This window comes from Cronobacter sp. EKM101R, assembly GCF_963888145.1.
GTDB lineage: Bacteria > Pseudomonadota > Gammaproteobacteria > Enterobacterales > Enterobacteriaceae > Cronobacter > Cronobacter turicensis.
The window spans coordinates 16,013-37,848 of sequence record NZ_CAWPHW010000004.1 but is presented as its reverse complement, the minus strand read 5'-3'; the positions used below and the strand labels follow the sequence as shown (position 1 = coordinate 37,848).

Genomic DNA, 21,836 nt, shown 5'->3' with positions numbered 1-21,836 from the left:
CTAATTCCGTACAAGGAGGGGAAAAATTCGTCGCTATCCTATACCAAAACGGCGCAGTATTGACGGTCGTCACAGACTTTTTTTCATTGAATTTGCTTATACGGCATCGATTGCGTGACGCAAAGCGCTTAGAGTAATCGTTCAACTTGCAACAACAGGAAACGGCATGTCCCGAATTGAAGCGGTATTTTTCGACTGCGACGGTACGCTGGTGGATAGCGAAGTTATCTGCTCCCGCGCTTATGTGCACATGTTCGCCCGGGCGGGTATCACCCTTGAGCTGGAAGAGGTCTTTAAACGCTTTAAGGGCGTAAAGCTTTACGAAATCATTGATACGATCAATGCCGAATATGGCGTGCAGCTTGAGAAAGCCGAACTCGAACCGGTGTATCGCGCGGAAGTGGCGCGCCTTTTTGACGCAGAGCTGGAAGAGATCCCGGGTGCCGCAGCGCTGCTTGAGAAAGTGACGGTGCCGATGTGTATCGTCTCAAACGGTCCGGTCAGCAAAATGCAGCAGTCGCTCGGTAAAACCGGCATGTTGCGCTATTTCACCGACAAACTGTTTAGCGGCTACGATATTCAGCGCTGGAAGCCCGATCCAGCGTTGATGCATTTCGCAGCCGATGCCATGCAGGTGGCGGTGGATCGCTGCATTCTGGTGGATGACTCCGCCGCAGGCGCAAAAGCTGGCATCGCCGCCGGGATGCAGGTGTTTTATTTGTGCGCCGATCCGCATAACCCGCCGCTGGAGCACCCGAATGTGACGGTGTTTACCGATTTGGCGCAATTGCCTGCGCTGTGGCGGGCGCGCGGCTGGGATGTGACGCGCTGATCTCTGGGTGATGATGATGATGATGGCGGGTGCGCTACGCTTACCCACCTACGAAGTTGATGCAGAATTTTATGGGGTGGGTAAGTGCCAGCGCAACCACCTACGAAGTGGCTGCAGAGTTTTGTAGGGTGGGTAAGCGTCAGCGCACCCACCGCCCCATATCTGCCTCGTTAAAAAATCTTCTGCACCCACTCGGCATAGGCCGGACGCCATACGGCCATCTCATGGCCCAGCCCCGGGTAAACGTGATACTCAAATTTCACGCCGTCGCGCTCAAGCTCGGTTTTCAACCCGGCGATATCGCGGCCCGTCACGCTGTCTTTCTCGCCCACCACCAGCGTAAAGTTCCGCAACTGGCTGTTCACTTCATCCGCGCGGGAGAGCTGTTTCGTCACGTCGTCATTCGGCACCGTAGCGGTGGTCACGCCGCTCAGCGACGCCAGCCAGCCGAAGCTTTGCAGATGCGTCATGCCGGACACCAGCGCCTGGTAACCGCCCTGCGATAACCCCGCCAGCGCGCGCCCCTGCGCATCCTGACGCACATTAAATCGCTGCCCGATCAGCGGAATGATATCGTTCATCAGCTCTTTATCCGCCGCGCGGGCGTTAATCGGGTAGAAATCTTTGCGTCGCTCGGCGGGCGGGAAGTTCTCCGGCACCGCATCGGCGATATCCGTTTCGGTATCCGGGATAACCACCAGCATCGGTTTGATTTTGCCCTCCGCCAGCAGGTTATCCATCATCTGCGGGATACGGCCCTGAGTGACGGCGGAAAGACCGGTATCGCCAAAGCCGTGATAGAAGTAGAGCACCGGCAGCGGTTCGCTTTCGCGGCTGTAGCCCGGCGGCGTCCAGACATACACCCGCCGCTCCGATTTCAGCGCGCCGGAGTGGTACGTCAGCGTGCGCAGATCGCCATGCGGCACCGCCCGGTCATCAATAATGCTGCCCGGCACCAGAATCAGCGAGGTATTCGGCTGGCGCTGCGGTTTCACATACGGGTTGCCGGTATCGATGGAGCGAAACCCGTCAATATCGTAAAAATATTCGTGCAGATCCGGCGCCATCGGCGCGCTTTTCCAACTCCAGACGCCGTTCGCCTCTTTGCGCATCTCATGCGATACCTGGCTGTCCGCCGTCGCGCCGAGCACTACCGCCACGCGCTGCGCATTGGGCGCGAACAGGCGGAAGGTGATGGATTTATCCGGGTTGACCTGGGTGATGTAATGACTGACCGGAACAGACGGATCGGGCGTTGCCGGCAGCGGCGCGCTGAAGACGGGCAAACTGGCGCAGCCAATCAGGGCGGCGAGGGCGAGAGCGGTACGGGAAGATAATTTCACGGATTCATCCTTTTATAACGGGCTCGGTAACCCCTTATAGTATTGAGTAAAATCCGCAAAAGGGGCGACGCGCGCCCCAAAATTGCCCTCGCGCGCGGCGAGGGCGACAGGCTTATTCTTTCGGATCTTTACCGGCGAGCAGTTTATCCAGCTCGTCGCCGCCCACGTGGCGGAAATCCTGACCTTTCACGAAATAGAAAATGTATTCGCAAATATTCTGGCAGCGGTCGCCGATGCGCTCAATGGAACGGGCGCAGAACAGGGCGGTCAGCACGCTCGGGATCGTGCGGGGATCTTCCATCATGTAGGTCATCAGCTGGCGCACAATGCCTTCATATTCCTGGTCGACTTTTTTATCTTCGCGGTAGATACGCACAGCCTCGTCGAGATCCATACGTGCGAAGGCGTCCAGCACATCATGCAGCATTTGTACCGTATGGCGGCCGAGCGACTCCAGGCTCACCAGCAGCGGCTGATGCTGATGCGAGAATTTTTCCAGCGCGGCGCGGCAGATTTTATCCGCCACGTCACCGATGCGCTCCAGCTCCGCGATGGTTTTAATGATGGCCATCACCAGACGCAGATCGCTCGCGGTCGGCTGGCGTTTGGCGATGATGCGCACGCAGGCTTCATCAATCGCCACTTCCATCATGTTGACCTTTTTGTCGCCGTCGATAACGCGTTTGGCCAGTTCGCTGTCCTGGTTGTGCATGGCGGTGATCGCATCGGAGAGCTGCTGCTCCACCAGCCCGCCCATGGTCATCACCTGGGTGCGAATGTATTCCAGCTCAGCGTTGAACTGACCGGAAATATGTTTATTCAGATTCAGATTATCCATTTAGCACTCCACATGCCCGATAAATTCAAAAGCGGCCCACATGAGAAATCCGGGCATATCAACCGTAGCGACCGGTAATGTAGTCTTCGGTTTGTTTCATTTTCGGCTTGGTGAAGAGATCGTCGGTGTTGCTGTACTCGATCAGCTCGCCAAGGTACATAAACGCCGTGTGATCGGAACAGCGCGCCGCCTGTTGCATGTTGTGCGTCACGATAACCACGGTGTAATCCTGCTTCAGCTCGGTGATGAGCTCTTCGATACGGCCGGTGGAGATGGGATCCAGCGCCGAACATGGCTCGTCCAGCAGCAGTACTTCCGGACGGATAGCGATGCCGCGGGCGATGCACAGACGCTGCTGCTGACCACCAGAGAGAGAGTATCCGCTCTGGTGCAGTTTATCCTTGGTTTCGTTCCATAATGCGGCCTTGGTCAACGCCCACTGCACGCGCTCGTCCATATCGGCGCGGGAGAGTTTCTCAAACAGACGCACGCCAAACGCGATGTTGTCGTAAATCGACATCGGGAACGGCGTCGGCTTCTGGAACACCATGCCCACTTTCGCGCGCAGCAGCGCGATATCCTGGGAGTGGTTCAGAATGTTCTCGCCATCCAGCAGGATTTCGCCTTCCGCGCGCTGCTCCGGGTAGAGTTCATACATTTTGTTGAACGTGCGCAGCAGCGTGGATTTACCGCAGCCAGACGGGCCGATAAACGCCGTCACTTCGTTTTTGGCGATATCCAGGCTGATGTTTTTCAGGGCATGGAATTTCCCGTAGTAAAAGTTCAAATCGCGAACCTGAAGCTTGCCCGGGGTCGTGTTAACCATACTCATCTCAATCGTTCCTTATCCGGCGTCGCGAAGCGCCACGCCGTCAAAAAATTAACCTTGTTTACCTTTGGCGAACAGTACGCGCGCCAGGATGTTCAGCAGCAGTACGCAAAGGGTGATAATCAGCACGCCTGCCCAGGCCAACTGTTGCCATTCGGCGAACGGGCTCATGGCGAATTTGAAAATCGTTACCGGCAGGTTGGCGATAGGCTGCATCATGTCCGTGCTCCAGAACTGATTAGAGAGCGCGGTAAAGAGCAGCGGCGCGGTTTCGCCCGCGATACGCGCGACCGCCAGCAGCACGCCGGTCAGGATGCCCGACACGGAGGCTTTCAGCGTAATGGCGGAGATCATCTTCCACTTTGGCGTGCCGAGCGCATAGGCCGCTTCACGCAGGCTGTCCGGCACCAGCTTGAGCATGTTCTCGGTGGTGCGGATAACAATCGGCACCTGCAATAGCGCCAGCGCAATCACGCCCGCCCAGCCGGAGAAGTGTTCCATCTGCGCCACGACGATGGTGTAGACGAACAGCCCGACCACGATAGACGGCGCCGAAAGCAGAATGTCGTTAATAAAGCGAATAACTTCCGCGAGAAACGACTTGCGGCCATATTCCGCCAGATAGATACCCGCCATGATGCCAAGCGGCGTACCGATAACCGTCGCCCACAGGATAAGCAGCCCGCTGCCCGCCAGCGCGTTCGCCAGCCCGCCGCCCGCGGTATTCGGCGGCGGCGTCATTTCGGTAAACAGCGCCAGCGACATTCCGTCAAACCCGCGCGATACCGTGGAGATTAAGATCCAGATAAGCCAGAACAGGCCGAACGCCATCGTCGCCATAGAAAGCGTGAGGGCGATGCGGTTTTTCATACGCCGCTTCGCCTGCATTTTACGGCGCGATTCGGCAAGCTCCGTGGTATTTTGCAGTTCCATCGTCGCCATTAGCGCGCCCCCTCGTTTTTCGCCAGACGCATAATCATCAGCCTGGAGATAGCCAGCACGATAAAGGTGATCACAAAGAGGATCAGGCCCAGCTCCATCAGCGCCGCCACATGCAGCCCGGATTCCGCTTCGGCGAATTCGTTGGCGAGCGCCGAGGTGATGCTGTTGCCCGGCATATAGAGCGACGGGCTGTCGAGCTGGTAAGTGTTGCCGATGATAAACGTCACCGCCATGGTTTCGCCGAGCGCGCGGCCCAGGCCGAGCATGACGCCGCCGATCACCCCATTTTTGGTAAACGGCAGAACGATGCGCCAGATAACTTCCCAGGTGGTGCAGCCGATGCCGTAGGCGGACTCTTTCATCATCACCGGGGTTTGTTCGAACACATCACGCATCACTGCGGCAATGTAAGGAATTATCATGATGGCGAGAATGACGCCCGCCGCCAGAATGCCGATGCCGAACGCCGGGCCCGAGAAGAGCGAGCCGACAAACGGAATAGTGGAGAGCACGTTGCCCACCGGCTCCTGAAAATAGGTTGCAAACAACGGGGCGAAAATAAACAGGCCCCACATGCCGTAGACGATGCTCGGGATAGCCGCCAGCAGCTCAATGGCGATGCCAAGCGGACGTTTGAGCCAGCCCGGAGCCAGCTCCGTCAGGAACAGCGCGATGCCAAAGCTTACGGGAACCGCGATCAGCAGCGCGATAAACGAGGTGACCAGCGTGCCGTAAATCGGCACCAGCCCGCCGTATATATCGTTAGGGGCATCCCACTCTTTGGTCCAGAGGAAGGAAAAACCAAATTTCTGGATGCTTGGCCAGGAGGAGATGATAAGGGAGACGATAATGCCGCCCAGCAGCAATAGCACAATCAGCGCAGCCAGACGAACCAGCGCGCTGAAAATCATATCGCCCTTTTTACCGGGGGGGTTAAATACCGGCTTGGTAGCAGCCATATTTCACTCTTCAGTTAAACTCTGTTTTGAATGACGCCCGGCAGCGTGTTGCGTACCGGGCCTACAAAAAACAGCATGTTACCGGATTTTTGTAGGGCGGATAAGCGAAGCGCCATCCGCCATCATCGGTAAATCTCGATCAGTACAGCGCTTTACCGCTGCTGTCTTTCACGTTGGTCTTCCATGCAGCGCGAACCTGCTCAACCACGCTGTCCGGCAGAGAGGCGTAATCCAGGTCATTAGCCTGTTTCGCGCCTGACTTGTAGGCCCAGTCGAAGAACTTCAGCACTTCGGCGCCCTGCTCAGGTTTCTTCTGCTCTTTGTGGACCAGAATGAACGTGGTGGAGGTGATTGGCCACGCGTCGTCGCCTTTCTGGTTGGTCAGGTCCTGCGCGAAGGATTTGCTCCAGTCAGCGCCTTTGGCGGCGTTGGCGAAGCTCTCTTCGGTCGGCGCGACCGGTTTGCCGTCAGCGGAAACCAGTTTGGTGTAGGTCAGGTTGTTCTGCTTGGCATACGCGTATTCCACGTAACCGATAGAGCCCGGCAGACGCTGTACGAACGCGGCGATACCATCGTTACCTTTACCGCCGAGACCGGTCGGCCAGTTAACGGTAGAGCCAGAGCCGATTTTAGATTTCCACTCGTCGTTTACTTTCGCCAGGTAGCTGGTGAAGACGAAGGACGTACCGGAACCGTCAGCGCGGCGCACCACGGCGATGTTCTGAGAAGGCAGTTTCTTGCCCGGGTTCAGTTTGGCGATAGCCTCGTCATCCCACTTCTTGATTTTGCCAAGGTAGATGTCGCCGAGGGTTTTGCCATCCAGCACCAGCTCGCCAGACTTGAAGCCCGGCAGGTTAACCGCCAGCACCACGCCGCCGATCACGGTCGGGAACTGGAAAAGACCTTCTTGCTGTAATTTTTCGTCAGAAAGCGGCGCGTCAGAAGCACCAAAATCAACAGTGTTAGCAATGATTTGTTTCACGCCACCGGAGGAGCCGATACCCTGGTAGTTTACCTTGTTACCCGTTTCTTTCTGGTAGGTATCCGCCCATTTGGCATACACCGGCGCCGGGAATGTTGCGCCCGCGCCAGTCAGACTTGCTGCCGCGAATGCGGAAAAAGCGCTCAGAGATAAGGTCGCGGCGACAACAGTTGCGACGGTGGTACGCATAACTTTCATAATGTCTCCTGCTGGTGTTCGTAATTTATTGTTTCGTGGCTACGGTGAGCAAAGTAGGACAGTTTGGTGACAGATAAATGTACGAATTATGACAGTTTTATGACAGCGTCAGACCTGCAAGTTTTACGCAAATAAAGGTATTTTAATTCAACTAGTTAAATAGATTTATGACATCTGGATGAAAGAAAAATTTTCTTTTTATGACAGGGTAAAGGTAGGCCAAAATGAGGATTTGTCACAAACACGATTATCGTAACTGCTCCGTCGTTCACGATTTTTTTCTTCGTTTTACGGCGCGTTTTTCAGAGGGCCGCTGAAGTTCTTTGGTATGGACGCGACGCATTTTTATCGCCAGGCACCAGTGGACCAGCCTGAACATTTCCTGGCTGTTCATCATTCGCCAGGCCAGCCATATCAGCAGCGCGCCGCCGCCCCAGCATAACCAGAACCCCCACGAAAAAGGCCAGCGCGCCAGCCCGACGCACAGCGCAACTACGCTTAACGCCAGATGGAAAAACCAGCTGTACAGGAGCAATACCAGCCCGCTGCGACGCCCTTTTTCAACCATAAACGCAATGACCATCAGCAGTATCAGCCAGAGCACGCCGCCGAAAACCCAAAGCGGCGCAAAGGGCGGGCGCAGCGCAGCGACATTCAGCGCCGCGCTAAAGAGCATCAGGTAATTGCTGCCCACCAGCACATGATAAAACGAGGAGGTGCCGATAAAGCGGGCCTTTGGCAGCTCACGCTGCTGCGCCATTTTGAGCTTTAGCTGATGCAGCCGGCGGTGGGCGATATCGTCATCCACCTCTGCGCTGTAAGTGATGAGCTGATAAAAACGCGAACCGGTCAGAAAGGGCTTTAGCGACATAAAAATCCATTTCCGTGACGTTAAAAAAAGAGGCTGCCGGGCGGCAACCTCTTGAGAGCATAACACGGGCAGAAACGCGTTATTCCACCGTGACGGATTTCGCCAGGTTACGCGGCTGGTCAACATCGGTGCCTTTGATCAGCGCGACGTGATAGGCCAGCAGTTGCAGCGGAACCGTGTAGAAGATCGGCGCGATAACGTCTTCAACATGTGGCATCGGGATGATGTTCATGTTGTCGCTGCTGGTGAAACCGGCGTCCTGATCGGCGAAGACATACAGCACGCCGCCACGGGCGCGAACTTCTTCGATGTTGGACTTCAATTTTTCCAGCAGTTCGTTGTTCGGCGCCACCACGATAACCGGCATATCGGCGTCAATCAGCGCCAGCGGGCCATGCTTGAGCTCGCCCGCCGCATAGGCTTCGGCGTGGATGTAGGAGATCTCTTTAAGCTTCAGCGCGCCTTCCAGCGCGATCGGGTACTGATCGCCGCGGCCCAGGAACAGCGCGTGGTGCTTGTCGGAGAAATCTTCCGCCAGCGCTTCGATGCGTTTGTCCTGAGAGAGCATCTGCTCGATACGGCTCGGCAACGCCTGCAGGCCATGCACGATATCGTGCTCAATGGCGGCGTCAGCGCCTTTCAGGCGACCCAGCTTCGCCACCAGCATCAGCAACACGGTCAGCTGCGTGGTGAACGCTTTGGTGGACGCCACGCCGATTTCCGTACCGGCTTTGGTCATCAGCGCCAGCGACGACTCACGCACCAGCGAAGAGCCCGGTACGTTACAGATGGCCAGCGAACCAAGATAACCCAGCTCTTTGGACAGACGCAGCGCCGCGAGGGTATCGGCGGTTTCGCCGGACTGCGACAGCGTGATCATCAGGCTGTTGCGACGCACGGCGGATTTGCGATAGCGGAATTCCGAGGCGATTTCGACATCGCACGGCACGCCTGCCAGCGCTTCAAACCAGTAGCGGGAGACCATACCGGAGTTATACGAAGTGCCGCACGCGACAATCTGGATATGCTCAACCTGAGAGAGCAGTTCGTCGGCGTTCGGACCCAGCTCGCTTAAATCCACCTCGCCGTGGCTGATGCGCCCGGCCAGCGTGTTTTTAATCGCGTTCGGCTGTTCGTAGATCTCTTTTTGCATGTAGTGGCGGTAGATGCCTTTATCGCCGGCGTCATACTGCACGTTAGATTCGATTTCCGGGCGGGAAACGCTTTCGCCCTGGGTGTTGAAAATCGCGACGGAGCGGCGGGTCACTTCGGCGATATCTCCCTCTTCGAGGAAGATAAAGCGACGGGTGACCGGCAGCAGCGCCAGCTGATCGGAGGCGATAAAGTTCTCGCCCACGCCGAGACCAATCACCAGCGGGCTGCCGGAACGGGCCGCCAGCAGAACGCTCGGATCGCGGTTATCCATGATGACGGTGCCGTAAGCGCCGCGCAGCTGAGGAATGGCGCGCAGCACCGCTTCACGCAGCGTACCGCCTTGCTCCAGCTCCCAGTGCACCAGATGCGCGATCACTTCGGTGTCGGTTTCGGTGACGAATTCGTAGCCGCGCGTTTTCAGCAGTTCGCGCAGCGGTTCGTGGTTTTCGATAATGCCGTTATGCACCACGACGATATGTCCGGAGACATGCGGGTGCGCGTTGCCTTCTGACGGTTCGCCGTGGGTCGCCCAGCGGGTGTGCGCGATACCGGTGCCGCCGTGCAGCGGATGTTCTTCCGCCGCCTGCACCAGCATCTGCACTTTGCCCAAACGGCGCAGGCGGGTCATATGCCCTGCGCTGTCCACGACGGCGAGACCAGCGGAGTCATAGCCGCGGTACTCCAGACGACGCAAACCTTCGAGAAGGATTTCAGCAATATCACGTTGCGCTACAGCGCCAACAATTCCACACATAATTAATTTCCTGACAATGGCATTTCGCCATGCGTTGTCGCCGACCTGTATGTGCCCGTTTTCCGGGCTCCCCGAGCCTTGTAGAGAGTGGGGTTATCGTTTTGGTACTGCCTGTGGGCGGAAGATTATGTTATCCCCTCATCCCGCGTCTGCCGGAGACCTTAACGTTTATCCGGCTGACAAAAGCGTGTGGCGGGCAACCAAAGCGCGCCCGCCATCAGCGTTACTTATTTTTTCTTCACCGGGCGACGCCAGCCCTGCTTGTGCACCTGCGGCACGCGGGTGAGCACCAGCTCGTTTTCCGCGATGTTGCGCGTCACCGTTGTGCCTGCGGCGATGGTCGCGCCTTTCGCCACCGTGACCGGCGCGACTAATTGGGTATCGGAGCCAACAAACACATCGTCGCCAATGATGGTCTTGTGCTTGTTAGCGCCATCATAGTTGCAGGTGATGGTGCCCGCGCCGATGTTAACGTTATCGCCGATCTCCGCGTCGCCAAGATAAGTCAGGTGACCCGCTTTCGAGCCTTTACCCAGACGCGCTTTTTTCATCTCAACGAAGTTGCCGACATGCGCGCCTTCGAGAAGCTCCGCGCCCGGACGCAGACGCGCAAACGGCCCGATAGTACAGGCAGCGTCAAGACGAGCGTCTTCCACCACGCTGTAGGGGCTGACTTCGCAGTCGTCGCCGATGACGCTGTTTTTAATCACGCAGCCCGCGCCGATTTTGACGCGATTGCCCAGCACAACATCGCCTTCAATAATCACGTTAGCGTCGATCTCGACATCGCGCCCGTGTTTCAGGGCGCCGCGCAGATCAAAACGCGCCGGGTCACGCAGCATCACGCCCGCCAGCAGCAGTTTCTCGGCCTGCTCGGCCTGGTAAACGCGCTCAAGGCGCGCCAGCTGCAGGCGATTGTTCACGCCTTCCACTTCGCTTAAACGCTGCGGATGCACGGCGGCAATCTCACGGCCTTCGTTCCAGGCCATCGCGATGATGTCGGTGATGTAGTATTCGCCCTGGGCATTGTTATTGTCGAGCTTCGCCAGCCAGCGCTTCAGATCCGCGCCGTTGGCCACCAGGATGCCGGTGTTGATTTCGTTAATCTGCCGCTGCTCGTCGCTGGCATCTTTATGCTCAACGATCCCGGAGACTTTTCCGTTCTCACGGGTAATGCGGCCATAGCCGGTCGGGTCGTCGAGCTTCACGGTTAACAGGCCAATGCCGCCCTGCGGCTTCGCCGCGCAGAGCTGTTGCAGAGTCTCGACCGAGATCAGCGGAACGTCGCCGTAGAGCATCAGCACATCTTCATCATCGCTGAAGAACGGCGCCGCCTGCTGCATCGCATGGCCGGTGCCGAGCTGTTCTGCCTGTAATACCCAGTTGAGCGAGGCGTCTTTGAGGGTGCTTTGCAGCAGATCGCCGCCATGACCGTAAACCAGATGAACATGTTGCGCGCCGACATGCTTTGCGGCGTCAATCACGTGTTGCACCATCGGCTTCCCGGCCAGAGTGTGCAGCACTTTGGGAAGATCGGAGTACATGCGCGTGCCTTTGCCAGCGGCAAGGATCACAACGCTCATAGCATGGCTAGACATAGTCGTCCTGTCTTATGAAAGTGAATGAAGTAAAGCGATTTAGCGCCCGGAATTCTACATATTTTTCAGCATAAAACGGGGTGATGGCAAATCGCCGCTTTTAACATCTTTTACCATGTTATACCGGTGCGTAATGCACGCAGAAAGGCGCAAAAAGAGAGAGTAAACGCCTGCATCCACAGTATCATTCATAAAAACAATGAGATGCTGTTTTTTTGCGACTGGAATAAAGCGGCGAACACGCAGATAAACGTTCAACATTCGTCTTCAGCGAGCCTGATAAACAGCCATAAAAAAAGCCAGCCGGGTCGCCCAGGCTGGCTTTTTAACTTTCAAGCCGGTGTTACATCGCTTTTTTGGTCAACTCGATAACGCGCAGTTTGGCGATCGCCTTGGCCAGCTCAGCAGAAGCCTGAGCGTAGTCCACGTCACCGTGGGAGCTACGGATATGGTCTTCCGCTTTACGTTTCGCTTCCAGGGCTCGCGCTTCGTCGAGATCCTGGCCGCGAATCGCAGTGTCAGCCAGCACGGTTACGGTGCCCGGCTGCACTTCCAGCACGCCGCCGGAGAGATAGATATACTCTTCGTGGCCGTGCTGTTTCACGATGCGGATCATACCAGGCTTAATGGCGGTGAGCAGCGGTGCGTGGCCCGGGTAGATACCCAGCTCGCCTTCGCTACCCGTAACCTGGATTTTCTCGACCAGACCAGAGAACATTTGTTTCTCTGCGCTGACGACATCCAGGTGGTAAGTCATTGCCATATCACCCTCCGATTAAGGCGTTAAAGTTTTTTGGCTTTTTCCACGGCTTCATCAATGGAGCCAACCATGTAGAACGCCTGCTCCGGCAGGTGATCGTATTCACCTTCCATGATGCCTTTAAAGCCACGGATGGTGTCTTTCAGCGATACGTATTTGCCCGGCGCGCCGGTAAAGACTTCTGCCACGAAGAACGGCTGGGACAGGAAGCGCTGAATTTTACGAGCACGCGCAACGACCAGTTTGTCTTCTTCAGACAGCTCGTCCATACCGAGGATGGCGATGATGTCTTTCAGCTCCTGGTAACGCTGCAGGATGGACTGCACGCCGCGAGCGGTGTCGTAGTGCTCCTGGCCTACTACCAGCGGGTCCAGCTGACGGCTGGTGGAATCCAGCGGGTCAACGGCCGGGTAGATACCCAGGGACGCGATCTGACGGCTCAGTACCACGGTTGCGTCAAGGTGCGCAAAGGTGGTGGCTGGTGACGGGTCAGTCAAGTCATCCGCCGGTACGTATACCGCCTGTACGGAGGTGATAGAACCGGTTTTGGTGGAGGTGATACGCTCCTGCAGAACGCCCATCTCTTCCGCCAGGGTCGGCTGGTAACCTACCGCTGAAGGCATACGGCCCAGCAGCGCGGATACTTCAGTACCGGCCAGGGTGTAACGGTAGATGTTATCGACGAACAGCAGAACGTCACGACCTTCGTCACGGAATTTCTCAGCCATGGTCAGGCCGGTCAGCGCAACGCGCAGACGGTTTCCCGGCGGCTCGTTCATCTGGCCGTAAACCAGGGATACTTTATCCAGTACGTTAGAGTCGGTCATTTCGTGGTAGAAGTCGTTACCTTCACGGGTACGTTCGCCCACGCCCGCAAACACGGAGTAACCGGAGTGCTCGATCGCGATGTTACGGATCAGCTCCATCATGTTTACGGTTTTACCTACACCAGCACCACCGAACAGACCAACTTTACCGCCCTTCGCGAACGGACACATCAGGTCGATAACTTTGATGCCGGTTTCCAGCAGTTCCTGAGAGCTGGACAGCTCTTCATAGGACGGCGCCGCGCGGTGAATCGCCCAACGCTCTTCTTCGCCGATGTCGCCTTTCATGTCGATAGGCTGACCCAGGACGTTCATGATACGACCCAGCGTCGCTTTACCTACCGGCACTTCGATCGGGTGCTCAAGGTCTGCAACAGGCAGACCACGACGCAGACCGTCGGAAGAACCCATCGCGATGGTACGTACGATACCGCCGCCGAGCTGCTGCTGAACTTCCAGCACCAGTCGCTCATTACCATTCGTTACCTCAAGGGCATCGTACACTTTCGGTACAGCATCCTGAGGGAACTCGACGTCCACCACGGCGCCGATTACCTGGACAATCTTTCCAGTAGCCATCTTGAATCCTCTACGAAATAACCTGGTTAAACCGCGGCGGCCCCCGAGACGATCTCGGTGAGTTCCTGAGTAATGCTGGCCTGACGAGCTTTGTTGTATACCAACTGCAGCTCTTTAATCAGGCTGCCGCCATTATCGGTTGCGGCTTTCATCGCCACCATTCGTGCGGCCTGCTCGCTGGCCAGGTTTTCAACCACTCCCTGATAAACCTGCGATTCGACATAGCGACGCAGCAGGGTGTCCAGCAGCGCCTTCGGATCGGGTTCGTACAGGTAATCCCAGGATTTGTGCTTCAACTCATCGTCTTCTGATGCCGGCAGCGGCAGCAGTTGAGTGATGGTCGGAGCCTGAGACATGGTGTTAATAAATTTGTTGCTGACAACGTAAAGCTTGTCCAGACGGCCTTCATCATAAGCCTGCAACATCACTTTGACCGGGCCAATCAGATCGGACAGGGAAGGGTTGTCCCCCATGCCGGTGACCTGCGCCACAATGTTGCCGCCTACTGAATTGAAGAAAGAAACGCCTTTAGAGCCGATCATTGCGATATCGCTCTGAACGCCTTTATCGGACCATGCTTTCATATCCGCCAGCACTTTCTTGAACAGGTTAATGTTCAAGCCGCCGCACAGACCACGGTCAGTCGACACCACCAGGTAGCCCACGCGCTTAACGTCGCGTTCTTCCAGGTAAGGGTGTTTGTATTCCAGATTACCGGTAGCAAGGTGACCAATCACTTTGCGCATGGTATCTGCATAAGGACGGCTGGCCGCCATGCGATCCTGCGATTTACGCATTTTGGAAGCGGCGACCATTTCCATCGCTTTAGTGATCTTTTGCGTGTTCTGGACGCTTGCGATCTTACTACGTATCTCTTTTGCGCCGGCCATGAGCTTCTCCTCAATGCCTTGCGGCTTGCCTTACAGCAAGCCGCCAGACGTTACCAGGACTGGGTTGCTTTGAAGGAGTCGAGGAGGCTTTTCAGCTTGCCTTCGATCTCATCGTTATAGCCACCGTTCTGGTTAATCTCTTGCATCAGCGGAGCGTGATCACGGTCAGCGTAAGCCAGCAGAGCGGCTTCGAAGCTACCGATTTTCGCCAGTTCCACATCTTCGAGGTAACCGCGTTCCGCCGCGAACAGGACCAGGCCCTGCTGTGCAACGGACATCGGCGCGTACTGTTTCTGCTTGAGCAGTTCAGTGACTTTCTGGCCGTGGCTCAGCTGTTTACGGGTTGCTTCGTCCAGATCGGAGGCGAACTGAGAGAACGCCGCCAGTTCACGATACTGCGCCAGCGCGGTACGAATACCACCGGACAGTTTCTTGATGATCTTGGTCTGAGCAGCACCACCTACACGCGATACGGAGATACCCGGGTTAACTGCCGGACGAATACCGGAGTTAAACAGGTTGGTTTCCAGGAAGATCTGACCATCGGTAATAGAAATTACGTTGGTCGGAACGAACGCAGAAACGTCACCCGCCTGGGTTTCGATGATCGGCAGCGCAGTCAGGGAGCCGGTTTTACCTTTCACTTCACCTTTGGTGAAGTTCTCAACGTATTCCGCGTTAACGCGGGATGCGCGCTCCAGCAGACGGGAGTGGAGGTAGAACACGTCGCCCGGGAATGCTTCACGTCCTGGCGGACGACGGAGCAGCAGGGAAACCTGACGGTAAGCCACAGCCTGTTTAGACAGGTCATCGTATACGATCAGCGCGTCTTCGCCGCGGTCGCGGAAGTATTCGCCCATCGCGCAACCGGCGTACGGCGCCAGGTATTGCAGCGCAGCGGATTCAGAAGCCGTCGCGACGACAACGATGGTGTTAGACAGCGCACCGTGCTCTTCCAGTTTACGAACCACGTTAGAAATGGTGGACGCTTTCTGGCCGATAGCCACGTACACGCATTTGATGCCGGAGTCACGTTGGTTGATGATGGCGTCGATAGCCATCGCGGTTTTACCGGTCTGACGGTCGCCGATGATCAGTTCACGCTGACCACGACCGATTGGGATCATGGCGTCAACGGACTTATAACCGGTCTGTACAGGCTGGTCTACGGACTGACGATCGATAACGCCCGGTGCGATAACTTCGATTGGCGAGAAGCCATCGTGTTCAACCGGACCTTTACCATCGATCGGCGCGCCGAGGGTGTTAACCACACGGCCCAGCAGGCCACGGCCAACCGGCACTTCAAGAATACGGCCAGTACACTTCACCTTCATGCCTTCGGCGAGGTCAGCGTACGGACCCATAACCACTGCACCTACGGAGTCACGCTCCAGGTTCAGTGCGATAGCGTAACGGTTACCCGGCAGGGAAATCATCTCACCCTGCATACAATCGGCCAGGCCGTGGATGCGGATAACACCGTCGCTTACAGAAACAATAGTACCTTCGTTATGAGCTTCGCTCACAACATTGAACTGAGCAATGCGCTGCTTGATCAGTTCGCTGATTTCGGTGGAATTCAGTTGCATGCTCCAGTCCCCTTAAGACTGCAAGACGTCTGCGAGGCGCTCAAGACGGCCGCGCACGCTGCCGTCAATGACCGTATCACCCGAACGGATGATGACGCCCGCCATTACAGACTTATCAATTTTGCAATTCAGCTTCACTTTGCGTGACAGACGTTTTTCCATCGCGGCGCTGATCTTCGCAAGCTGTTCATCGCTCAGCGCGCTGGCAGAAGTCACTTCGACTTCAACGGTAGCCTCAAGGGCTGCGCGTAACTGAATGAACTGCTCAAGAACATCAGGAAGTACCTTCAGACGACCGTTTTCCGCCATCACCTTGATCAGGTTCTGGCCGTTGGCGTCTAACTGGTCACCACAGATTGCGATAAACGACTTAGCGAGCGTTTCTGGCGCCAGGGCGCCAGAGAGGAGCTCAGCCATCTGTTCGTTTTTGGCCACTTCAGCGGCAAACGCCAGCATATCCTGCCAGCGGTCAAGGCTTTGGTGTTCGACGGCAAAGTCAAAAGCTGCTTTGGCGTAGGGGCGAGCTACCGTTACAAATTCAGACATCAGCCCCTCCCTCCTTACAGTTCAGCGACCAGTTTATTCACGATGTCGCTGTTAGCAGCTTCATCCACGGAACGTTCAATGATCTTCTCGGCGCCAGCAACAGCCAGGATAGCAACCTGCTTGCGCAGCTCTTCACGGGCACGTTTACGCTCGGCTTCGATTTCGGCCTGGGCCTGCGCCACGATTTTGTTACGTTCCTGCTCTGCTTCAGCTTTCGCTTCGTCCAGGATCTGAGCGCGGCGTTTGTTCGCCTGCTCAATAATCACCTGGGCTTCCGCTTTCGCTTTTTTCAGCTGGTCGGTCGCGTTGGACTGTGCAAGCTCCAGATCCTTTTTAGCGCGTTCTGCAGAAGACAGACCGTCAGCAATTTCTTTCTGACGTTTTTCGATGGCAGCCATAATTGGCGGCCATACGTACTTCATACAGAACAGAACGAACAGGACAAACGCGATGGCCTGGCCGAGGATTGTTGCGTTAAGATTCACAGCACAATGCCTCTTATCTGGTTAATGTTCTGATATTGTCTGGAAATTCAGACAACTTCGTTTACTACGCGACGGCGAACATCACGTACAGACCCAGACCCACAGCGATCATCGGGATTGCATCCACCAGACCCATTACGATAAAGAACTGAGTACGCAGCAGAGGAATCAGATCAGGCTGGCGCGCAGCGCCTTCCAGGAATTTGCCCCCGAGGATGCCGATACCGATCGCAGCACCGATTGCCGCCAGACCCATCATCACAGCGGCAGCCATGTACAGCAGATCCATATTCAGGTTTTCCATGACAGTCTCCAGTTTGTTTCAGTTAAAACGCAGTAGTGTTGAGTAAAAAATCAATGCTCTTCAGATGCCATCGACAGATAGACAATCGTCAGAACCATGAAAATGAAGGCCTGCAACGTAATGATCAGGATGTGGAAAATGGCCCAAGGCACATTTAATAACCACTGTGACCACCACGGCAGAAGACCCGCAATCAGAATGAAAATCAGCTCACCGGCATACATGTTGCCGAACAGTCGCAGACCGAGAGAAACCGGTTTGGACAGCAGGCTCACACCTTCCAGGATCAGGTTGACCGGGATAAATACCGGGTGATTGAACGGCTGCAGCGTCAGCTCTTTAGTAAAGCCGCCAACGCCTTTCATTTTGATGCTGTAGAAAAGAATGAGGATAAACACACCAAGCGCCATGGAGAGGGTGATGTTCACGTCCGCAGACGGCACCACGCGCAGGGCAGGCAAACCAAATACGTGCTCGCCGATGTACGGCAGCAGGTCGATAGGCAGTAAATCCATCAGGTTCATGAGGAATACCCAGACGAAAATCGTCAGGGCCAGCGGCGCAATGAGCTTGCTTTTGCCGTGGTACATGTCTTGTACGCTACCATGCACAAAGCCGATAACCAGCTCTACCGCTGTCTGGAATTTGCCCGGCACGCCGCTGGTCGCATGTTTAGCGACTTTACGGAACAGAACCAGGAATAACAGGCCCAGCACCACTGAGAAAAACATCGAGTCGATGTTGAGCGTCCAGAAGGTGGCCGGGGGGTTATGCGGATCCACCAGCGAGAAGGTACGCAGGTCAATCTGAAGGTTATTCAGATGGTGGCCTATGTACTCCTGCGGCGTCGAGATTTCTCCTGCAGACATGATGCCTCTTACCCTTTGTTGTTAATTACAGCTGGCGCCAGTATCTGCACAACCAGCACCGAAACCCACGTCACGATCAGCGGTAAGAAAACCGCCTTGAAACACGCCAGCGCCACCACCAGCAGGGTAAAGGTCGCAACCACCTTGAACGCTTCGCCGAAGGCGAAAGACCAGGCCACGCGGCCTTTAGCGGGTGTATGCGCCTGATGACGCCAGGCAAAATTCATAAACAACACATTCGGCAGCCATACTGCCAACCCTCCGCATACAGCGGAGAAGCCCCAGAAAGGATCGTTGAGGCAAAACAGCAATCCTGCCACCAGAACCGCGATGAACTGGATGAGCAGAAGCTTGCGGGCCACTTTTTTGCTCATGAGCGACGCAGACATTTTTTGCCACTGCTCCCTTCGAGGTATGTCGCGTGTCGTATAAAACGTTCTTTGACGCTCTGAGTCAAGCCTCAAAAAGCGCTCAAATTATACGGGGCGAGCACGTGATTTCAAACTATAAGTAGCCAAAAGGTGAATAAATGTTTAAATAATTTTCAGAACGCGTTTTTTTCAAGTTTCTCTTAAACCTGAAAAGAAATGCAAAAACTGCAAATTGCGCGTAAACCTTGCGAATAAAGCGTGCACGAGATCACATTCTAAACAATTTATGCTCAAGGTTTGTCATATCCTTTAGGAATGCGCCTCTTATAACCATTTGAATTTAAATTGCTTTAAACCCTAAATTTTTTAAAACACCCCGAAACACGATTAATACCTTTCATTGACATCTACCGGAAACAATTTACGCCCCGTTATCATAGCGCCGCCTGAATATAGCACCCTTATATTTTCATAGGTGACTATTAAATTTTTAGCGCAAATGATGCTTCGTTATACTCAAGCTGCAACAAAGTTAACAAAAAGTGAAATAAGGGGTTGTTAATGCGGCACAGTTTTCTTTTTGGCCATGTGAAAGGCCCGCCCCTTATTTCTACTTTTTTTGATAAATATTAAGTTCTGTTTGCTTTAAGGATAACCAGATGGCGTTCGCCGTCGAGACGCGGAACCGACAGCCTGACGATTTCTTCAACAGCAAAGCCTTCAGACAGCGCACTTATCTCATCATCAGGACGCTGGCCTTTGAGGGCATAGAAACGCCCCTGCTCGCCCGGCAGATGATGACACCAGTTCACCATATCGGAGAGCGACGCGAACGCGCGGCTGATAACGCCATCGAACGGCGGCTCGGCGGGGAAGGCTTCAACACGGCTTTGTACCGGCGCGATATTGTCGAGCTTCAGCTCATGCTGCACCTGGCGCAAAAAGCGCACGCGCTTGCCAAGGCTATCCAGCAGCGTGAAATGGCTCTCCGGACGGACAATCGCCAGCGGAATCCCCGGCAGGCCCGGGCCAGTGCCGACATCGATAAAACGCGAACCCTTTAAATGCGGCTCTACCACGATGCTGTCCATGATGTGGCGCACCAGCATCTCGTTCGGGTCGCGTACGGAGGTGAGGTTGTAGGCCTTGTTCCACTTGTTCAGCATATCGACATAGGCCACCAGCTGCGCTTTCTGGTGTTCGGGCAGCGTAATCCCTGCGTCATCAAGCAGGCGGGACAGTGTATTCAGCACGGCGGTTTTTCCATATAAAAAGGGCCAGACAAGGCTGGCCCGAAGCGCGTTTTAACTCAGGCACTGCGGCGCAGTAGCCCCTGTTTTTTCAGCCAGACCAGCAGAATCGAGATAGCGGCAGGCGTGATCCCGGAGATACGGGACGCCTGGCCAATCGATGCCGGTTTATGATCGTTAAGTTTGGCGATCACCTCATTGGAGAGGCCATTCACCTGGCGATAATCCAGCGTCGCCGGCAGCAGCGTGCTTTCGTTACGCTGCTGTTTTTCTATCTCATCCTGCTGGCGGGCGATATAGCCTTCGTATTTCACCTGGATCTCAACCTGCTCTGCCGCCTGTACATCGTCCAGCGCCGGCGCGAAAGCCGACAACTTGGTCAACTGAGCATAGGTCATCTCCGGACGACGCAGCAGATCTTCACCGCTGGCTTCACGGGAGAGCGGCGCGGTAAGCACCGTGTTGATCTCTTCCACCGAGGCGGTAGACGGCGTCACCCAGGTGCTTCTCAGACGCTGGCGCTCACGTTCGATATTTTCCAGCTTCTCGTTGAAACGCGCCCAGCGCGCATCATCGACCAGCCCCATTTCGCGACCGGCTTCGGTCAGGCGTAAATCGGCGTTATCTTCACGCAGCATCAGACGATATTCCGCGCGAGAGGTAAACATGCGGTACGGCTCTTTGGTGCCGAGCGTGCAGAGGTCATCAACCAGCACGCCAAGATACGCCTGTGAGCGACCTGGCGCCCAGCCCTCTTTCTCCGCCGAATAACGGCCCGCGTTAAGGCCAGCCAGCAGGCCCTGGGCGGCGGCTTCTTCGTAACCGGTAGTGCCGTTGATCTGGCCTGCGAAGAACAGCCCCTGGATGTATTTGCTTTCGAGCGTCGGCTTCAGGTCGCGCGGATCGAAGAAATCGTACTCAATCGCGTAGCCCGGGCGAACAATCTTCGCGTTCTCCATCCCTTTCATGGAACGGACGATTTGCATCTGCACGTCGAACGGCAGGCTGGTGGAGATGCCGTTCGGGTAAATTTCGTTGCTGGTCAGCCCTTCGGGCTCCAGGAAAATCTGGTGCGCGTTGCGATCGGCGAAGCGCATTACTTTGTCTTCGATAGAAGGGCAGTAGCGCGGGCCGATCCCCTCAATCACGCCAGCGTACATGGGGCTGCGATCGAGGTTATTGCGGATCACGTCGTGGGTTTTCTCGTTAGTGTGCGTGACATAGCACGGCACCTGACGCGGATGTTGATCCGCGGATCCCATGAACGAGAAGACCGGCATCGGGTTATCGCCATGCTGCTGATCGAGCACGCTGAAATCGATGGTACGCGCGTCGATACGCGGCGGCGTTCCGGTTTTCAGGCGGCTGACGCGCAGCGGTAGTTCACGCAGGCGACGCGCCAGCGGTACGGAAGGCGGATCGCCCGCACGGCCGCCGCTGTAGTTATCAAGCCCGATATGAATTTTGCCGTCGAGGAATGTACCAACCGTGAGGACGACCGCTTTTGCGCGGAATTTCAGCCCCATCTGCGTGACGGCGCCCACCACACGATCGTTTTCCACGATCAGATCGTCAACGGCCTGCTGGAAGATCATCAGGTTCGGCTGGTTCTCCAGCGCAGTACGCACGGCCTGCTTGTACAGCACGCGATCCGCCTGAGCACGGGTAGCGCGAACCGCCGGGCCTTTGCTGGCGTTTAGTATCCTAAACTGAATACCCGCCTGGTCGATCGCTTTCGCCATAAGCCCGCCGAGGGCATCCACTTCCTTAACCAGATGTCCTTTACCAATACCGCCGATCGCCGGGTTGCAGGACATCTGTCCAAGCGTGTCGATATTGTGTGTCAAAAGCAGGGTCTGTTGACCCATGCGTGCAGCGGCCATTGCGGCCTCGGTACCTGCATGACCCCCGCCAATGATAATGACGTCAAAAGGATCCGGATAAAACATGTTGGTATGACCTCGCGGTTGTGCGAAAGAGGGTTAGCTAGCCCGGGGCGTGGATTCTACTCAACTTTAGCCTGGTGAGAAAGCGCCGGGATCGTTGGTATTAAAAAGAAGAT

General features: G+C 55.7%; 21 protein-coding genes. 1 reads left to right on the top strand and 20 read right to left on the bottom strand.

Annotation, left to right across the window (positions count from 1 at the left end):
- Window positions 1–166 precede the first annotated feature (166 nt).
- The gene (gene yieH / locus AACV31_RS05395; protein WP_075199318.1) at window positions 167–832 is read left to right on the top strand and encodes a 6-phosphogluconate phosphatase; all 666 of its coding nucleotides are present in this window, start codon (window positions 167–169) and stop codon (window positions 830–832) included.
- 170 nt (window positions 833–1,002) lie between these two features.
- On the opposite strand, the gene AACV31_RS05390 is transcribed toward yieH, so the two are convergent.
- The 20 genes from AACV31_RS05390 to mnmG all read right to left on the bottom strand — a co-directional run bounded on the left by AACV31_RS05390 (window position 1,003) and on the right by mnmG (window position 21,723).
- Window positions 1,003–2,136 carry an esterase gene (locus AACV31_RS05390; RefSeq protein WP_165156523.1) on the bottom strand — a complete coding sequence of 378 codons (1,134 nt, stop codon included), beginning with the start codon at window positions 2,134–2,136 and terminating at the stop codon, window positions 1,003–1,005.
- A 151-nt stretch (window positions 2,137–2,287) separates the two neighbouring features.
- A complete protein-coding gene (gene phoU / locus AACV31_RS05385) occupies window positions 2,288–3,013 on the bottom strand; it encodes a phosphate signaling complex protein PhoU (RefSeq protein WP_007765774.1) in 726 nt (241 codons plus the stop codon).
- A 58-nt stretch (window positions 3,014–3,071) separates the two neighbouring features.
- Window positions 3,072–3,845, bottom strand: a complete 774-nt coding sequence (gene pstB, locus AACV31_RS05380; RefSeq protein WP_007765773.1) for a phosphate ABC transporter ATP-binding protein PstB — start codon at window positions 3,843–3,845, stop codon at window positions 3,072–3,074.
- Between the two features lie 48 nt (window positions 3,846–3,893).
- Window positions 3,894–4,784 (bottom strand): phosphate ABC transporter permease PstA, encoded by an 891-nt coding sequence (gene pstA / locus AACV31_RS05375; protein ID WP_007765771.1) that lies wholly within the window; start codon window positions 4,782–4,784, stop codon window positions 3,894–3,896.
- Window positions 4,784–5,743: a phosphate ABC transporter permease PstC gene (gene pstC / locus AACV31_RS05370; RefSeq protein ID WP_007765768.1), complete on the bottom strand. Its 960-nt coding sequence runs from the start codon at window positions 5,741–5,743 to the stop codon at window positions 4,784–4,786. Before pstC ends, pstA begins: the two co-directional genes overlap by 1 nt.
- 139 nt (window positions 5,744–5,882) lie before the next feature.
- The gene (gene pstS, locus AACV31_RS05365) at window positions 5,883–6,923 is read right to left on the bottom strand and encodes a phosphate ABC transporter substrate-binding protein PstS (protein WP_004387547.1); all 1,041 of its coding nucleotides are present in this window, start codon (window positions 6,921–6,923) and stop codon (window positions 5,883–5,885) included.
- A 268-nt stretch (window positions 6,924–7,191) separates the two neighbouring features.
- The gene (locus AACV31_RS05360) at window positions 7,192–7,794 is read right to left on the bottom strand and encodes a hypothetical protein (RefSeq protein WP_007765766.1); all 603 of its coding nucleotides are present in this window, start codon (window positions 7,792–7,794) and stop codon (window positions 7,192–7,194) included.
- Between the two features lie 79 nt (window positions 7,795–7,873).
- On the bottom strand, window positions 7,874–9,703 hold the full coding sequence (gene glmS, locus AACV31_RS05355; RefSeq protein WP_105537580.1) for a glutamine--fructose-6-phosphate transaminase (isomerizing): 1,830 nt from the start codon (window positions 9,701–9,703) through the stop codon (window positions 7,874–7,876).
- A 227-nt stretch (window positions 9,704–9,930) separates the two neighbouring features.
- Window positions 9,931–11,301, bottom strand: a complete 1,371-nt coding sequence (glmU, locus tag AACV31_RS05350; RefSeq protein WP_165156463.1) for a bifunctional UDP-N-acetylglucosamine diphosphorylase/glucosamine-1-phosphate N-acetyltransferase GlmU — start codon at window positions 11,299–11,301, stop codon at window positions 9,931–9,933.
- 343 nt (window positions 11,302–11,644) lie between these two features.
- The gene (locus tag AACV31_RS05345) at window positions 11,645–12,064 is read right to left on the bottom strand and encodes a F0F1 ATP synthase subunit epsilon (protein ID WP_007703646.1); all 420 of its coding nucleotides are present in this window, start codon (window positions 12,062–12,064) and stop codon (window positions 11,645–11,647) included.
- 20 nt (window positions 12,065–12,084) lie between these two features.
- Window positions 12,085–13,467, bottom strand: a complete 1,383-nt coding sequence (gene atpD / locus AACV31_RS05340) for a F0F1 ATP synthase subunit beta (RefSeq protein WP_004386167.1) — start codon at window positions 13,465–13,467, stop codon at window positions 12,085–12,087.
- 26 nt (window positions 13,468–13,493) lie between these two features.
- Window positions 13,494–14,357: a F0F1 ATP synthase subunit gamma gene (gene atpG, locus AACV31_RS05335; RefSeq protein ID WP_007765754.1), complete on the bottom strand. Its 864-nt coding sequence runs from the start codon at window positions 14,355–14,357 to the stop codon at window positions 13,494–13,496.
- 50 nt (window positions 14,358–14,407) lie between these two features.
- A complete protein-coding gene (atpA, locus tag AACV31_RS05330) occupies window positions 14,408–15,949 on the bottom strand; it encodes a F0F1 ATP synthase subunit alpha (RefSeq protein ID WP_024556857.1) in 1,542 nt (513 codons plus the stop codon).
- A gap of 12 nt (window positions 15,950–15,961) precedes the next feature.
- Window positions 15,962–16,495, bottom strand: a complete 534-nt coding sequence (atpH, locus tag AACV31_RS05325; protein WP_007703636.1) for a F0F1 ATP synthase subunit delta — start codon at window positions 16,493–16,495, stop codon at window positions 15,962–15,964.
- A gap of 14 nt (window positions 16,496–16,509) precedes the next feature.
- On the bottom strand, window positions 16,510–16,980 hold the full coding sequence (gene atpF / locus AACV31_RS05320; protein WP_004386171.1) for a F0F1 ATP synthase subunit B: 471 nt from the start codon (window positions 16,978–16,980) through the stop codon (window positions 16,510–16,512).
- A gap of 64 nt (window positions 16,981–17,044) precedes the next feature.
- Window positions 17,045–17,284: a F0F1 ATP synthase subunit C gene (atpE, locus tag AACV31_RS05315; protein WP_000429386.1), complete on the bottom strand. Its 240-nt coding sequence runs from the start codon at window positions 17,282–17,284 to the stop codon at window positions 17,045–17,047.
- A gap of 50 nt (window positions 17,285–17,334) precedes the next feature.
- A complete protein-coding gene (gene atpB, locus AACV31_RS05310) occupies window positions 17,335–18,153 on the bottom strand; it encodes a F0F1 ATP synthase subunit A (RefSeq protein WP_007765736.1) in 819 nt (272 codons plus the stop codon).
- A gap of 8 nt (window positions 18,154–18,161) precedes the next feature.
- Entirely contained in the window at window positions 18,162–18,542 is a 381-nt protein-coding gene (gene atpI, locus AACV31_RS05305; protein ID WP_007765734.1) for a F0F1 ATP synthase subunit I, read from the bottom strand.
- A gap of 611 nt (window positions 18,543–19,153) precedes the next feature.
- A complete protein-coding gene (rsmG, locus tag AACV31_RS05300) occupies window positions 19,154–19,777 on the bottom strand; it encodes a 16S rRNA (guanine(527)-N(7))-methyltransferase RsmG (protein ID WP_007765732.1) in 624 nt (207 codons plus the stop codon).
- A gap of 56 nt (window positions 19,778–19,833) precedes the next feature.
- Complete coding sequence (gene mnmG / locus AACV31_RS05295; protein ID WP_165156462.1) at window positions 19,834–21,723, bottom strand: tRNA uridine-5-carboxymethylaminomethyl(34) synthesis enzyme MnmG; 1,890 nt, start codon at window positions 21,721–21,723, stop codon at window positions 19,834–19,836.
- Window positions 21,724–21,836: the final 113 nt, after the last annotated feature.